The 15712-nt window shown below is 38.7% G+C and carries 13 protein-coding genes; all 13 read left to right on the top strand.

The genetic code is table 11. The features are described 5' to 3' along the window. Positions 1 to 71: 71 nt before the first annotated feature. The gene (locus AC3Y23_RS15870) at positions 72 to 2066 is read left to right on the top strand and encodes an S-layer homology domain-containing protein (RefSeq protein WP_379200533.1); all 1995 of its coding nucleotides are present in this window, start codon (positions 72 to 74) and stop codon (positions 2064 to 2066) included. 87 nt (positions 2067 to 2153) lie between these two features. Beyond that, positions 2154 to 2936, top strand: a complete 783-nt coding sequence (locus tag AC3Y23_RS15875) for a YveK family protein (protein WP_379200535.1) — start codon at positions 2154 to 2156, stop codon at positions 2934 to 2936. Beyond that, a complete protein-coding gene (locus tag AC3Y23_RS15880; RefSeq protein ID WP_379200537.1) occupies positions 2917 to 3606 on the top strand; it encodes a CpsD/CapB family tyrosine-protein kinase in 690 nt (229 codons plus the stop codon). Before AC3Y23_RS15875 ends, AC3Y23_RS15880 begins: the two co-directional genes overlap by 20 nt. A gap of 41 nt (positions 3607 to 3647) precedes the next feature. Next, entirely contained in the window at positions 3648 to 5480 is a 1833-nt protein-coding gene (locus AC3Y23_RS15885; protein ID WP_379200539.1) for a polysaccharide biosynthesis protein, read from the top strand. A gap of 29 nt (positions 5481 to 5509) precedes the next feature. Continuing rightward, entirely contained in the window at positions 5510 to 6169 is a 660-nt protein-coding gene (locus tag AC3Y23_RS15890) for a hypothetical protein (protein WP_379200541.1), read from the top strand. Continuing rightward, positions 6162 to 7217 (top strand): stalk domain-containing protein, encoded by a 1056-nt coding sequence (locus AC3Y23_RS15895; protein WP_379200543.1) that lies wholly within the window; start codon positions 6162 to 6164, stop codon positions 7215 to 7217. The genes AC3Y23_RS15890 and AC3Y23_RS15895 overlap by 8 nt, the downstream gene beginning before the upstream one ends. 837 nt (positions 7218 to 8054) lie before the next feature. Continuing rightward, complete coding sequence (locus tag AC3Y23_RS15900) at positions 8055 to 9266, top strand: DegT/DnrJ/EryC1/StrS family aminotransferase (protein WP_379200545.1); 1212 nt, start codon at positions 8055 to 8057, stop codon at positions 9264 to 9266. 13 nt (positions 9267 to 9279) lie between these two features. Further along, a complete protein-coding gene (locus tag AC3Y23_RS15905; RefSeq protein ID WP_379200547.1) occupies positions 9280 to 9888 on the top strand; it encodes a sugar transferase in 609 nt (202 codons plus the stop codon). A gap of 27 nt (positions 9889 to 9915) precedes the next feature. Beyond that, positions 9916 to 10443, top strand: coding sequence for a GNAT family N-acetyltransferase (locus AC3Y23_RS15910; RefSeq protein WP_379200549.1), 528 nt, complete (start codon positions 9916 to 9918; stop codon positions 10441 to 10443). Between the two features lie 12 nt (positions 10444 to 10455). Then, positions 10456 to 11658: an ATP-grasp domain-containing protein gene (locus AC3Y23_RS15915; protein WP_379200551.1), complete on the top strand. Its 1203-nt coding sequence runs from the start codon at positions 10456 to 10458 to the stop codon at positions 11656 to 11658. A gap of 228 nt (positions 11659 to 11886) precedes the next feature. Continuing rightward, positions 11887 to 13047 carry a glycosyltransferase family 4 protein gene (locus AC3Y23_RS15920; RefSeq protein ID WP_379200553.1) on the top strand — a complete coding sequence of 387 codons (1161 nt, stop codon included), beginning with the start codon at positions 11887 to 11889 and terminating at the stop codon, positions 13045 to 13047. Then, positions 13048 to 14091 carry a glycosyltransferase gene (locus AC3Y23_RS15925; protein ID WP_379200555.1) on the top strand — a complete coding sequence of 348 codons (1044 nt, stop codon included), beginning with the start codon at positions 13048 to 13050 and terminating at the stop codon, positions 14089 to 14091. A 27-nt stretch (positions 14092 to 14118) separates the two neighbouring features. Continuing rightward, entirely contained in the window at positions 14119 to 15441 is a 1323-nt protein-coding gene (locus tag AC3Y23_RS15930) for an O-antigen ligase family protein (RefSeq protein WP_379200557.1), read from the top strand. Positions 15442 to 15712: the final 271 nt, after the last annotated feature.

Below are 15712 nucleotides of genomic sequence, written 5' to 3' on the forward strand. Positions count from 1 at the left end.
ATTGGGTTGAAGACACCATGATTTTTCCAGTTGTACCAATTAAAAAATATGTAAGAAGAGGTGGATGAACAGTGACTTTGAAGAAGAAACTGGCAGTATCGACTTTGGCAGTCAGCATGGCTGCAGCGTCTTTTGCAGGAATTCCGTTTAGCAGCGAGGGGCTGGCTAAGCAGTTTGGACTGACGGGAGTAGCTGCGGCTTCAGCAGTAACTACCAAGTCGGAAATTAATGAGAGAATTCAGAAGATCTATAGCAATCTGACTTCCGGAGAAGCACTTTTTGCTTACAAACAACAAGCTGAGAGTCTTAGTTTCGACGCTTACAAGGAAATCTTTGCTCCGATCTTGAACAAGTTGGTTTCCAAAGAGGTTCTGGACCCAGCGGATGTGAACACATCCTATGAATTGTTCCAAAGTGTCTCCAGTGTAGTTTATGACGTATATGCTGAAGGTACCGGTGTCATTAAGAATAAGCTTGTGGTGGACAAGAATATTGAGCTGCTGGACAAAATTGCTAAGGCAGCCAAGGTAGACAGCCTGACTTTTGACGACCTCAACGAATTCATCTTCGGGACTGAAGGCGTAGAAGCTGAACTGCGGAAGCAGATTACCGATAAGGATCTTAGCCCGGAACTGCTGAAGACAGCGATCAAGAGTGTTTTGACTAAGAAAGAGGGCCCTAATCATTTAACTGTCAGTCAAGCAGTGTATAATCTGGGTATTACCAGTGATGAGGTCTATACGACGGTAAACAATGTAAGAGAAAACCTTGATAAAGCTCAACCGGCAGCAGCTTCTCTCTTTGCTGCTTATCTGAAGGCATACCCACTGATCAAAAATCCTGGTGAACCTAGCAATCCTGGACCTAGCAACCCTAGCAACTCTAGTAACGGTTCAGACTCCTATCCGGGTACACCAGCTCCAGTTATTAAAGACGGTGGCGTCTACGACGTATCCAAACTGGTATCCATTGTTGACGGCAAAGCTACCCTGAAGCTGGTTGATGCTGATGTAGTGAAGGCAATTGACGCACTTCTAGCAGCAAATAAAGAAGCTAAAACGTTGACCCTGGACTTGGGTACTGTGGATGCTAAGACGGTAGAAGTGCCGCTGTCCAAAGCGATCATCGATGCAGCAAAAGCTAAAGGTATCGCTAACATTGCGGTAACCTTCAACGGTCTGACCGTTACGATTCCAGTGGGACAATTCGATGCTGCAATTGCTCTGACCGTCACCAATGTTGAAGATGCAGTTGTAACTTCCGTAACCAAACTGAAACTGGCTTCTAGCGTATATGAATTCAATTTGACTGTAGACGGCAAAGCCGTAACTACCTTCAAACAACCGATTACACTGAAGCTGCCATTGAAAAATACTGAAGGTCTGGACAAAGAGCTTCTTTCCGTAACCAAGCTGGTATATAGCAACCTGCAGTTCCAAGGCGGCGTACTGGATGGCGATCATATTGTGAAGCCACGTGATACCTTCTCTTCCTACGCTGTACTTGAGAACAAAGTATCCTTCAGCGATACAGCTAGTGTACAGACATGGGCTGGAAGACAAATTCAAGTTGTAGCCGCTAAAGGTGTTATCGAAGGCGTAGGCGACGGCAAATTTGCTCCGAAGAGTAACGTGACTCGCGCTGAATTCGCGAAGATGCTGATTCGTGGCTTGAATCTGGAGAACAGCTCTGCTACCCCAACCTTCAGCGATGTAAGAGCCAACGATTGGTTCGCACCTTATGTTGCAGTTGCTGCTGAGAAGGGCATTATCAATGGACGTGGCGATAACAAGTTCGATCCGAACGCAACGATTACTCGTGCTGAGATGGCAACTATGATCTCCCGTGCGTTGAAATCTGAGAAGGATATCAAAGGCACGACTTCGCTGTCGGCCCTGAGCCTATTCAGTGATGCTGCCAAGATCAGTTCTTCCCTGAAGGAAGGCGTTGCTTTCGCAGCAAGCCATGACCTGGTTATCGGTAATGCTGGTAAATTCAATCCTAACAATTCTGCTACACGTGCTGAAGCTGCTGTAATTATCTACCGCACTATTAACTTCAAATAATATAGTAAATTGGAGAACCTCCTTTCATGCAGATGAGAGGAGGTCCTTCTCTGGGATATTCTAGAAACAACTTGGAGGTAATTTCACTTGTCATCACAAGAATTGGATCTTCGCGATTATTTCCGGATCGTCAGGAAGAGACTGTGGATGATCGTCAGTATTGTTGTAGTTGTGTGCGCTCTTGCCGGGGTTTACAGCTTGTATATCAAGAAGCCGGTATATGAAGCCTCCACCAAAATTATCGTCAACCAGACCCCGACCCAGTCGGCGATGACGCAGCTTGACCTCAATCAGATCAATACTAATATTCAACTGATCAATACGTATAAAGAAATTATCAAGACTCCGGCGATTCTGGATATCGTAATCAAGAATTATCCGCAGTTTAACATAACCACTGAAGAGCTTTTGAAAAAAGTTAATGTCAGCTCCGTCAACAATACGCAGGTGATGACACTTGTCGTTCGAGATAATTCCTACACACAAGCTGCAGAAATCGTGAATGCCATTTCGCTTGTGTTCAAGCAGGAAATTCCATCGCTATTCAATGTTCAGAACGTTTCGATCTTGAATGAAGCCAAAGTGAATCCTCCAGTTGAACCTGGACCCGTCGAACCCAATGTATTGTTGAATATCGCCATTGCTTTTGTAGTATCGTTGATGATTGGATTAGGCATCGCCTTCCTACTCGAATACATGGACGATACCATCAAGACGGAAGCGGATATTGAGAAATATCTGGGTCTGCCTACGATCGCCATGATTACAAGAGTGGGACAAGAGAATGGTGCCAAGCCCACTTCAAGACAGGCTCAAGTCCAAACTTCTGGAAAGGCAGGGGACCTTGAACATGTCACAGTCACCAAATAATCAACAACGTCACCTCATTACCGTTACCAACCCGCGCTCGCCTATATCGGAAGCTTTCCGGGCGCTGCGTACGAATATTGATTTTTCTTCGGTGGATGAGAAGATCCAGGTCATTATGATTACCTCCTCGGGTCCGGAAGAAGGCAAGTCCACCGTTTCAGCGAACCTGGCTGCTGCATATGCACAGTCGGATAAAAAAGTATTGTTAATCGATGGCGATTTGCGCAAGCCTACAGCCCACAAGACCTTTAAGCTCAGTAACCGCTACGGACTATCTTCTCTACTGTCCAAGCAGGCTGATCTGGATGATGTAGTTCAGGACTCTGGGGTACCTAACCTGTCCCTGATCACTTCAGGTCCACTTCCGCCGAACCCGGCTGAGATGATGGCCTCCAACCGTATGACCACTGTGCTTCAGGAAATGCGTGAATTATTCGATATTGTGATTATCGATACGCCTCCACTTCTGGCGGTGACCGATGCGCAGATTGTGGCTTCGAAGAGCGATGGCGTAATTATGGTAGTCAGCTACGGCAAGGTAAAACGAGATATTGCAATGAAAGCCAAATCCGGCCTGGATCGGGTAGGGGCGAAAATGTTGGGTGTTGTTTTGAATAACGTCAAACGCAAGGCCAGCGAGGGTTATTACTATTACTATTACGGAAATTGACCAGAATCGTAGGGAGAATGTTATTTTTGGAGGCACTAAAAATGACAGCGAAAACTAGAATAGTTGTTTTATTCCTCGTAGACCTTGCCATCATCTGGTTCAGTATTGTGACATCCTATCTGTTCCGTTTTTATGATGATATGCCTCGGGAATATTACATTCAAATCTATCAATATGGACTGATCTCTACCGTAACCTTCGGCGGAAGCTTGATTTATTTTGGCTTATATCGGCGAATGTGGCAGTATGCCAGTATCGGAGAAATCATATCAGTCATCAAGGCTATTCTGGTAGGAGCGCTGCTCTCTTACGGCATAGCCTTCATCATTTTACCGGAACGTGTACCATTTGGCGTAGAAGTTCGTTCCGTGGAGACCATTTTGGTTCTGGTAGGGGGTGTTCGTTTCTTATGGAGGATGCTTCATAGAGAGCGAATCAACTACAAGGACACCCAGACCCACACCCTCATTGTCGGAGCAGGAGACTGCGGTACACTTATAGCCCGGGAAATGATGGGTCCGATGTTCGCTCAGAACAAAGTGGTGGGATTCATTGATGACAGTATGAATAAATATCATATGTCGATATTAGGGATTCCTGTACTAGGCAATCGTTATGCGATTCCTGGGATTGTGAAGGAACGAAATATCCATGAGATTATCATTGCGATGCCCTCCGTCTCGCGCACGGAGATCTCTGAAATCATTAACATTGCCAAGAAGACGGGCGCAAAGCTGAAGATTATCCCTGCACTCACGGATCTTATCGCTGGCAAAATATCTGTCAAGAAACTGCGCGACGTTAGTGTGGAGGATCTGCTGGGACGGGAGCCGATTGTCGCAGATATGAACGGTATTCTGGGGTATGTCTATGGCAGAACCGTATTAGTTACCGGAGCAGGCGGATCAATTGGTTCGGAGCTTTGCCGGCAGATCCTACCGTTCTCACCGGACAAGCTGCTCTTACTAGGGCATGGCGAGAACAGTATCTATACGATTGAGATGGAGCTTCGCAAGAGCTTTCCGGAGGCGCAGATCCTTACAATCATTGCAGATGTACAGGACCGATCCCGGATGATGGACGTCTTCCGCAGTCATCGCCCGCAAGTAGTCTTTCATGCAGCAGCACATAAACACGTTCCCTTAATGGAGAGAAATCCTTCTGAAGCAATCAAGAATAACGTATTCGGTTCACGCAACGTGGCTGATTGTGCCGACAAATATGGTGCCGAGCGATTCGTGATGATCTCTTCAGACAAAGCCGTGAATCCTACCAGTGTAATGGGGGCGACCAAGCGGATTGCTGAGATGTATGTGCAGAGCCTGAGTGCAACAAGTCAGACCAAATTCTCCGCGGTGCGCTTTGGCAATGTGCTGGGCAGCCGAGGCAGCGTAATTCCGGCATTCAAGCAGCAGATTGCTGCAGGTGGACCGGTAACGGTCACTCATGCCGAGATGGTACGTTATTTTATGACCATTCCAGAGGCAGTACAGCTCGTTATCCAATCTGGCGCTTTTGCCAAAGGTGGAGAAGTGTTTATCCTGGATATGGGAGAACCGGTGAAGATCCTTACTTTGGCTGAAGATTTAATTACGTTGTCAGGGTACGAGCCTTATGTAGATATTGAGATTAAATTCTCAGGAATTCGTGAAGGTGAAAAGCTGTACGAAGAACTCCTAACGGATGAAGAGAACCTGGGTGCGACCCAGCATAACCGGATTTTCATAGGAAAACCGGAGATTATGAGTGCCAATCAGCTTGAACTAGAATTCAAGCGGTTGGAGCGTGTACTTGCCGAAGAGCCGGAGGCTATACGGGAAGTTATTAACCAGATCGTCCCCATGCTACCTGTCGCTCAAGCCGCGAATAGCTAACTAATTTCAGAAGCAGGGGGAACCCCTTAATGGTAAAGAAGAAAAGATGGAAAAAAGTCGTACTCTGGTCTTTGTCAGTCATTGTTGTTCTAGGTGTCGGCGGTGCATTTGCTGCCAATTACGCTGTAGACAGGCTGATGAACTCCATGGCAGATGGATTTGACCTGGATGCAGAAGACCCTGTTGTAGCTGATGGACAAGGCACCGATAAGTCACCAGATGTGCCTGACTCTGCTAACAATAATGTTGGAACTGACTCTTCTAATGCAAGCCCTTCCGAGGGAGTAAATGGAACTACCCCGACGAAGAAGCCAACTGCAGGAGCTTCAGGGACAGTTTCGGCTGGAGACAAAGGGACAACAGGAACTTCTAAAGATAGCTATACTGCAGAAGTCTCCAAAGACAAGGCCAAGGAAATTCAACAGAGCATTACCGTAAAAGATAAAGCAGATGTCATATCCATTGTTTTGGGTCAACTCAGCGCCTCAGATATCAAGCGACTGCAAGAGCTTGCACAAGGCGGCTTAACCGTCGAAAAGAAAAAGGAAGCGCGCAGTATCATTCTCGGTAAAGTAACCGAAGAACAATACAACGAGCTATCGCAAATCGCCAAGAAATACGGCATCAGCCAAGGAAAGACTCGTGACCAAGTCATCGCAGAAGAAAAGGGAGTGACCAAGAGTGAGTAAGCTAAAAGTATCCGCCGTATTGTTAAGCCTGGGATTGTTGATCAACATCGCACCATTGTCTGTATACGCTCCAGCCCCTGTTGCTGCAGCTTCTACGACAACTAAGACCAATACCATTAAGGTTCAGACCGTGGATGTGAAAATGGTGTTCGACGGTGTAAACTTGCAACCGCCAGCAGGACAATATGTATTTATGTACAACAATTCTACCTATGTACCACTTCGCTTCATGTCTTATGCACTGCAAAAATCGGTGAGCTGGGATGCCAAGAACCTGAAGGTGACTGTAGCTGAACCAAGCAGTTCTGAGCTAGTTGTGATCAAGGAGTTCTTGATGAATGCTTCTGGCAATCAAGCCGGTTCCGCAGCTGCAAAAAATATTACTTTAAATAGCATCGATGCAAGTTATGTATTTGGCGGTTCAGCCAAGAAATTGCCTGCGGGCCAATCCAGTTATATCCTGAACGGCTCCGTATATGTACCACTACGTTATTTATCGGAATCTGTCGGCAATTCGATTAGTTGGGACCAGAAAACAAAAACGATAACAGCGGTATCAGCAGCAGTGAAGGAACAAGAGGGTAAGAACAACTCTGGCTCCGATCAGCCTGCGAGCACCAAATCCCCTACAGCGACTACTGCACCTTCTGCAACACCAGCTCCGACAAATGCAGCAGCAGGTAATGCAGGTGGTAGCGGCGGTGCAGGTGGCGGAGGAACAGGAAGCGATAAAGTTTCCTATGAATCTATTACTAGCGCAACGGAAGCAAAGCTGAATGCGCTCAAAGCTGAGAGTCAATCTGCATTATTCAGTACGGCTATGGAGTACATTGCTGCCAATGATGATGCTGAGAAGAAAAAGAACATTAAGGCCAAGGGCCAAGAGCAATTAAATTCCTTTAAAGCAAGTTTCAATAGCATAATCGCCGATGCTGAACAAAAACTGAACAGTAATGGGTATAGCACTGCTATTATCAGCGAATATAGAAATGCTTTTGAAGAGACTTTAAAAGCAGGTATGGCATGGGCTCAGGGATTGGCGTTGTAAAGAAGAATAGTATTTTTACATGAGAATCTGATATCAGTTACTTCTATCTTAGTAAAGTTGAACGTACAACCAGAGATATTGTATCAGCGAGGCTGGTAGAGATGTATCATCGGTTTTCAGCTTGGCGTCATTATGCACCATTGGTATGGAAATCAAGCGAGGGTAGACGGCCAGCCTCTTTTTACGTAGTATGAACTAGCTAGTAAGCCTATTCAGCGAAGAGCTTCCAGCATGCCTGATATTCAATTAACTCATGGGTTTACAGCAGCAATGTGAGAAAACTCGCGCAAACCCACCTGATCATCGTTCTAGATTGCTCAGAAATATTGATGCTAAGGAAAAGACATGTCTCTTTCATAGCCTGTAGTTTGTGTTTATATTTTCCTCTCTTACGTTGCTTGATAGCTTTCTCAACTATTTGAGATTCGGGCAGAAAGTTGAAAAGATTATTAAATCAGCGCGCCACCAGTGAGGTTTATCGGTTTATGTGCTCTGTTAAATATATCATAGTAATGATATTCTCAACGTTTCTGTATCCGCTTGTTTATCGGCTTGACGTTTGGAATTCACTCGTCGTTTTACTGTGAATTGACCTACTTATTCAGATTGTTAGCCCTATTATTATTCGTAATAGGGCTAATTTTTAAGAGTACATCGCTAGGAACTACAGTTTTGAATTTTCGCTTTATATTGGCGGTTCTAATTAATAGGAACACTTGAAGGAAAGATTTCAGGTTATTTATTGTTCAAGAATCCAAAGGTAGTATGCGAAAATAATAGATAATATTTATAGATATTAAAGGTAATTATTTCATGATTATAAAGTGAGGATTATTAATGTCTAATACAAAATTACGAAATATACCATTTTCTCCTCCTGATATCACAGATGCAGAGATTGAAGAAGTAATAGATACTTTGAAATCAGGATGGATTACAACAGGTCCGAAAACGAAATTGTTTGAAAAGAAAATAGCTGAGTATTGTTGTATTTCAAACGTAGTAACAATGAATTCAGCAACGGCATGTATGGAAATGACTTTGAGACTTCTTGGTATAGGTCCAGGAGATGAAGTTATTACCTCAGCGTATACATACACTGCCTCTGCTAGTGTTATACACCATGTAGGGGCTAAAATTATCCTGGTTGATACTGGTATGGACTCTTTTCATATTAATTATGATGCAATAGCAGATGCTATCACAGAGAAAACTAAAGCTATAATACCAGTTGATATTGCAGGTGTAATGTGCGATTACGATAGGATTTATGAAGCTGTAAATAGCAAAAAGAATATCTTTAAACCCAATAATAATATTCAAAAGGCAATTGGCAGAATTGCAGTAATTGGCGACGCAGCTCACTCCTTTGGGGCAACCTATAAAAATAGATTGAGTGGCGATGTTGCGGATTTCACAGCATTTTCATTCCATGCTGTTAAAAATCTTACAACAGCAGAAGGTGGCGCAGTAACGTGGAAATCTATTAATGGTTTTGAGAATGAGGATATATATAAGCAGTATATGTTATTAACATTGCATGGACAGAGTAAAGATGCTTTGGCAAAATCAAAATTAGGTGCGTGGGACTACGATATTGTTATGCCAGCGTATAAGTGTAATATGACAGATATCATGTCTTCTTTGGGTCTTGTTCAATTAAGAAGATATCCTGAACTGTTAGAAAGACGAAAAGAAATTATTGAGAAATATAATTCAATACTGGAAAAATCAGATTTAACTGTATTAAAGCATTATGATGATATTTATAATTCTAGTGGTCATTTGTATCTTGTAAGGCTTAATGATAAGAATGAGAATTATAGAAATATGGTTATAGAAGAAATGGCTAGAAAAGGTATTGCAACTAATGTTCATTACAAACCATTACCGCTGCATACAGCTTACAAAAATTTAGGGTTCGATATGAATGATTACCCCAATTCGTTTAATATGTATAAAAATGAGATTACGTTACCGCTACATACAGCACTTACTGATGAAGAAGTGGAATATGTGGCAACAGCTTTGAAAGAAGTTCTTATGTAGGAGGGAAGTAGGATTGTATAAAAAATATATGAAAAGATTATTAGACGTTATATTTGCCTTAATGTTAATGCCCCTGATACTTCCTTTGGTAGCAATATGCGGATTGATTATTAAGTTGGAAGATAGAGGACCGGTTTTCTATTTGGGAGAAAGATTAGGAATGAATAAACGAGTTTTTAAAATGTATAAATTAAGATCTATGAAAGTTAATGCCCCTGATATTAGAAATGAGGATGGGTCTACTTTTAATTCATATAATGATACTAGATTAACCCAAATAGGTAAGTTTATTAGAAAGACAAGTCTTGACGAGTTACCTCAAATTATTAATGTACTAATAGGTGATATGAGTTTTGTAGGACCTAGACCTGACTTACCAGAAGCTTTAGATTATTACAATAAAAATGAAGTTAATAAGCTAAATGTGCGACCTGGAATTACTGGGTATAGTCAAGCATATTATAGAAATTCAATAATACAATCAGAAAAATTCAAAAATGATATTTATTATGTTGTAAATATATCACTAATTTTAGATATCAAAATATTTTTTATTACGATTTATAATGTATTTAGAAGAAAGAATATAAATATAGTTGACGGATTGAGCCAAAGCAAGTGAATATTGGTATATTTTGGGGGTGTGCTTGTGATAGTCGGGGAATTAGTTAATTTAAGAGCGCTTAATATAAAAGACTCTAATCAAATTTTAGAGTGGGTAAATAATCCAGAGTTAAAATATTTAATAGGAACTACATATCCTGTTTCTGAAATTGAACATGAAATTTGGTTTCAAAATAAATTAACTGATAAGTTAAACAAAATTTTTGGTATTCAGGAGCAATCTTGTAATGTTTTGATTGGAATTATTGGACTTAACAATATTGATTTTATAAACAGAAATGCAGAATTATATGTTTATATAGGTGATGAAAAGTACTGGGGAAAGCGATTAGGATCAGATGCAATAGAAACTTTGGTTAGATTTGCATTTAATGAATTAAATCTACATAGAATTTCTTTGTTTGTATTTTCATATAACACACGAGCTATTAAAGCTTATCAAAAAGTTGGATTTGTTACTGAAGGAATAATGAAAGAAAGTTTATTTAAATCGGGTAAATACTACGATAAGGTTCTTATGGCAATTTTAAATGATAAGCAGGACAATAATTAGGAGATAAGTTATATGACAAAACAAAGGAAAATAATGATATTAGGTGCAAGTATATTACAACTTCCTGCTATCCTGAAAGCTAAAGATATGGGGCTACTTGTAATCGCAGTTGATATGGATAAGAATGCAGCAGGATTCAAACATTCGGATGTTTGCGAAGTGATCAGTACAAATGATGTTTCAAATGTAATTGAGATAGCCAAAAAACATCATATTGATGGAGTGATGACTTTAGCAAGCGATATGCCAATGCAAACGGTTGCTGCTGTTTCAGAGGAACTGGGGCTAGTTGGAGTTACTAAAGAAACTGCTCTAAAGGCAACAAATAAAGCTTTTATGAGAGAAGCATTGAAACAACAGAATGTTCCGATACCTTTATTTTTCAGAGTTTCATCTAAAGCAGAATTCCTCAGCATACTTAAAGAATTTAATGGCAGATGTATTGTGAAACCTGTTGATAACTCAGGTAGTAGAGGGGTATTTTTAATAGACGATATCAGAGACAAAAGTATAGTAGAAGCTGCTTTCGAGTATAGCATGCAATATTCAAGAAGTGGTGAGATTATAGTTGAAGAATATATGTGTGGTGCGGAGGTAAGTGTAGAGACACTAAGTGTTGATGGCAAAGTACATGTAATTTCAATTACTGATAAAGTCACAACAGGAGCCCCGTATTTTGTTGAAATGGGACATTCTCAACCAACAAATCACATTGGTAAGATCAAGGAGGAAATTGCTGAAGTGGCGTTATTGGCTGTTAAAGCAATTGGAATAGAAGAGGGACCGGCCCATGTTGAAATTATAGTTACAGAAGAGGGGCCGAAGATTGTAGAGCTTGGGGCAAGACTTGGTGGAGATAACATCACTACCCATCTCATTCCATTATCTACTGGGGTGGACATGGTTGAGTGTAGTATCAAAATTGCACTCGGAGATAAACCAGATATGCAGCAGAAATTCTATAAGGGGGCTGCTATCAGGTACCTTGATACACAGGTTGGTATTATTAATAGTATTGAGGGTATAGAAGAAGCCAAAAAGTTTGAGGGTATTCAGTATGTGCATTTCACAAAAGGTATTGGTGATGAAATAAGTGCAATCAATAGCAGTATCGATAGAGTCGGATTTGTGATTGCACAATCAAGCACTGCTCATGAAGCATTCAAAGTATGTGAAAAAGCATTGCAAATAATTAATGTTAAAACAGTAATCTAGCTAGAACTAGTTAACCTTAATTCAATCCTTTTTCCTGCTTATACAATTTTGGAAGAGTTAAAGCTCAGGTATTATATCCCTCAAATAAATCCATATACTACAATAAAAAGACTAATTTCACAATGGATTTAGTCTTTACAGAGTGCCTTTAAAATTGCCACAAAAGTTGATCAGTAAAGTCCTAACTACACGAGGAAGTATAATAATAGAATCAAGCGGGGAATAAAGATGAAAAAATATGTGTTTTTATCTAATAGTCCAAAACCATCTTCGGAAGAACAAAATAGTAGGGATAAAATTGAATTAACTAATGTAAGTAGACCTTGCTTAGAAGCTGCTTTGAATTTAGGCTATGATGTTTATTTTGGAGTTAATAGATCAAAACCGGAAAATTTAACATGTGAACTGGATATTCATTTATATGATTCGCATACTTATAGGAGCCTACTCGATTTTAAAAGTAACTTTATTGCTTATAGCAATTTGATGAAATTACTGAAAAGTGGAGAATTCGAGGTTATCCATTGTAATACACCTATTGGAGGTGTGATAGGTAGATTGTGTGGAAAACATGCCAAGATTAAAAAGGTTATATATACAGCCCATGGCTTTCACTTTTATAAAGGTGCACCATTAATAAATCGTACTGTCTTCAAATGGGCAGAGCAAATTATGGCTCGTTATACAGATGCAATTATTACTATGAATAGAGAGGATTATGAAGCAGCTCAAAAATTCAAGCTTCGTAATAAGAAAAAGGTATATTACTTACCTGGAGTTGGAATTGATACAAAAGCATATAAAGATATCCGAATAGACAAAGATATGCTAAGACAATCTTTGGATTTAAAAGATAGTGATACTGTATTGATCTCTATGGGTGATTTGATAAAACGTAAAAATTATGAGTCTTCTATTAAGGCAGTTGCAAAATCTAATAATAATAATATCCATTTCTTAATATGTGGTGTAGGACCTGAATTAGAGAATTTGAAGAATCTTTGCAAAAAATTAAATGTAGAACAGCAAATTCATTTTTTAGGATTTCGTAAGGATGTAAAAGAGTTGCTTCAGATTGCTGACATATTTTTATTTACAACATTCCAAGAAGGGTTACCGCGATCAATGATGGAGGCAATGGCAAGCGGTCTGCCATGTATAGCCTCAAGAATCCGAGGAAATGTTGATCTTATAGAGGAGATGAAAGGTGGGTATCTTAGAGCCCCTGATGATATTGAAGGAATTAGTAAATGTATTAATAGTCTAGTTAATGATACAGGATTAAGAAATCGAATGGCTGTTTCGAATTTAGAAACGATAAAACAATTCGATATTGAACATGTAAAAGCAATGATTCAAAAAATATATATAGATATTTTGGGTGATTAAATGAAAAAGCGACTTAGGGTATTACATTTGCTTCAAAGCGATAAATTCTCTGGTGCTGAGAATGTAGTTTGTGAAATAATTCAAATGTTTCGTGATACTGAGATAGAAATGGCCTATTCTAGTCAAGATGGATCTATTAGAAATGTACTAAAAAGACGCAATATTAATTTTCTACCAATGAATTCAATCTCAATTTCAGAAATTAGGCGGGTAGTTAAGGAATTTAAACCGGATGTGATACATGCACATGATTTTACTGCAAGTATTTTGAGTTCAATTACGGTTAGTTGCCCAATAATAAGCCATCTACATAATAATCCGCCGTGGATAAAAACATATGGTTTAAAATCATGGGGATTCTTAGCATCGTACTCTAAATATAAAAAAATCTTAACTGTATCAGATGCTATATTGGACGAATATGTTTTTAATAAAAAAATTAAAAAAAAGACAGTAATGATAGGAAATCCAATAAATATGGATGAAATCAAAAAAAAGGCTTTAGAACCAATTTCAAAGAAAGAAAATTATGATTTTGTATTTCTAGGAAGACTAGTTACTCAGAAAAATCCAATAAGATTTATTAAAATAGTGAAAGAGTTGTGTGAGAGATTACCTCACATAAAAGTTGCGATGATTGGAGATGGAGAACTACGTCAAGAATGTGAAGAGTTGATAGTGGAATTGAATCTAGTCAATACAATAACTTTATTAGGTTTTATGGAAAATCCTTATCCTATTTTATGTAATTCTAAACTACTTTGTATGACTTCTGATTGGGAGGGTTTTGGTTTAGTTGCAGTGGAGGCTATGATTTTGGGACGCCCGGTTGTATGTACCTATGTGGGTGGATTAAAAGAAATCGTTAATAATGAGTGTGGTATGCACTGTAGCAGTAATCTTGAGTTTTGCGATGAGATATATGAGCTACTAACTGATAATACCTATAGGGAGTTTAAAAGTAATAATGCACTTTCACGTGCGATGATTCTAGAAAATATTTCATCGTATCGTACAACATTGAATAATATATATCTGGAGTAAAGATAAAAAAGAGAGGAGGGATAGATAATGACTTTTAATGGATCTAAAGCGGTCAATATAAATAAATGGAAGATTTCTTTTATCTGCATATTATATGATGTTTCTATGATTTTTTATGAATTACTAAATAACTCTATAGTAGGAATTTTTAGTGCCATAATTGCTGGGTATCTTTTTTTCTTGTTTTTTACAAAAACTAATGTGTTTCAAGCGCTCTTCTATATGATGATAGTTTTTATACCTACATCATTCGTTTCAATAATTGGAACAAGCTATGGTGATTTTCCATTAAGTTGGTTTACATTAATATCAATAATCTTATTTTTAACTGTTGCTTTTAAAGGGAAGCTGAATAAAATATACTTCCTGTTACTCATATTTTTTGCAACATTCTGCAGTATTACATTATTTAAAGTGGAAAGCGTTCCAGATGCGCTTAAACAGATTCTAACGATATGCTTATTTCTTTTCTCATTTTCCATTGGTGAACAATTGAAGAAAAGCTATAATAGTACATTTATGAATGAAATCAATTTCTTGTATATTATGAGTGTTGTTGGATTATCTCTGCAAGTTCTGATGCAACAGTTATATATTCTAAATACAGGAGAAAAAATAGGCCATTATACGATTTATGGTTTTGGTAGAATTACTTATGCTGGTTTGATGAATGATTTCAGTTTTACTACATTATACATTGCAACTGGGGCTATGTTAGTCTTAGTTTTATATTTTGAAGAGAAAAAGATTAAGTTTTATCAATTAATTATAATGGAGATATTATTTGTTTATACAATATTGATCGTGAACTCTCGTACAGGCCTCTATGTTTTTTTAATTTTAGCTTCTATCTATATTACTAAAAAAATTATAAAAGGTAATGTTAAAGCACTGTCTTTTGTATTAATTATAGTCTTTAGTCTTCCATATATATATAACTATATAATGATCAGCAGAGGTGGACAGGCTCTTTTCGATGGCTCAGGAAGGATTGGCAATTATCAGGATGCCTTAGCTGCTTTTTCTGAAAATTTTTTCATGGGAGCAGGGTTTGGATTGAACAATTTATACTCAGCGACGGGTGCTGGAGCTCCTCATAATTTTTTTCTTCAGTATTTGGCTCAAAGCGGAATAATAGGAACTTTATTATTGATCGCTAATTTAATTATCTTGTTCAAAAAGGATATAAATAAATTTAATAATATTCGTTGGGTAATATATATAATTTTGTGTGGATCAATGTTGATTCCCGATATTGTTAGTTCAAGGTTTTTTTCAGTTGTTATTGTAATGGCTATGATTAGTTCGCAGAAGAATAGAAGAGAGGTGGAATCAATTGATAGAGTCTGAAATGCTTGTTCAAAGGGCTAATTAAAATATTAAATAAAGGAAAAAACAGAGGTGACAATATGTTACCTTAGATTGATGATTTTACTTTCTTGGTTTCATATATACACCTAATGTAGATTTATAATTCTGGTTTATACATAATCGTTTAGTGTGTTACATTCAAACTCTAAAATCGGTGCTAACTGTAGAATTAATCAGAATGTCTTATTTCAAAAATCAGGAAAAAACTAATGGTACTCTACTAGACTAAGGTGGACATACTGTAGGAGAA

This window comes from Paenibacillus sp. MAHUQ-45 (assembly GCF_058133325.1).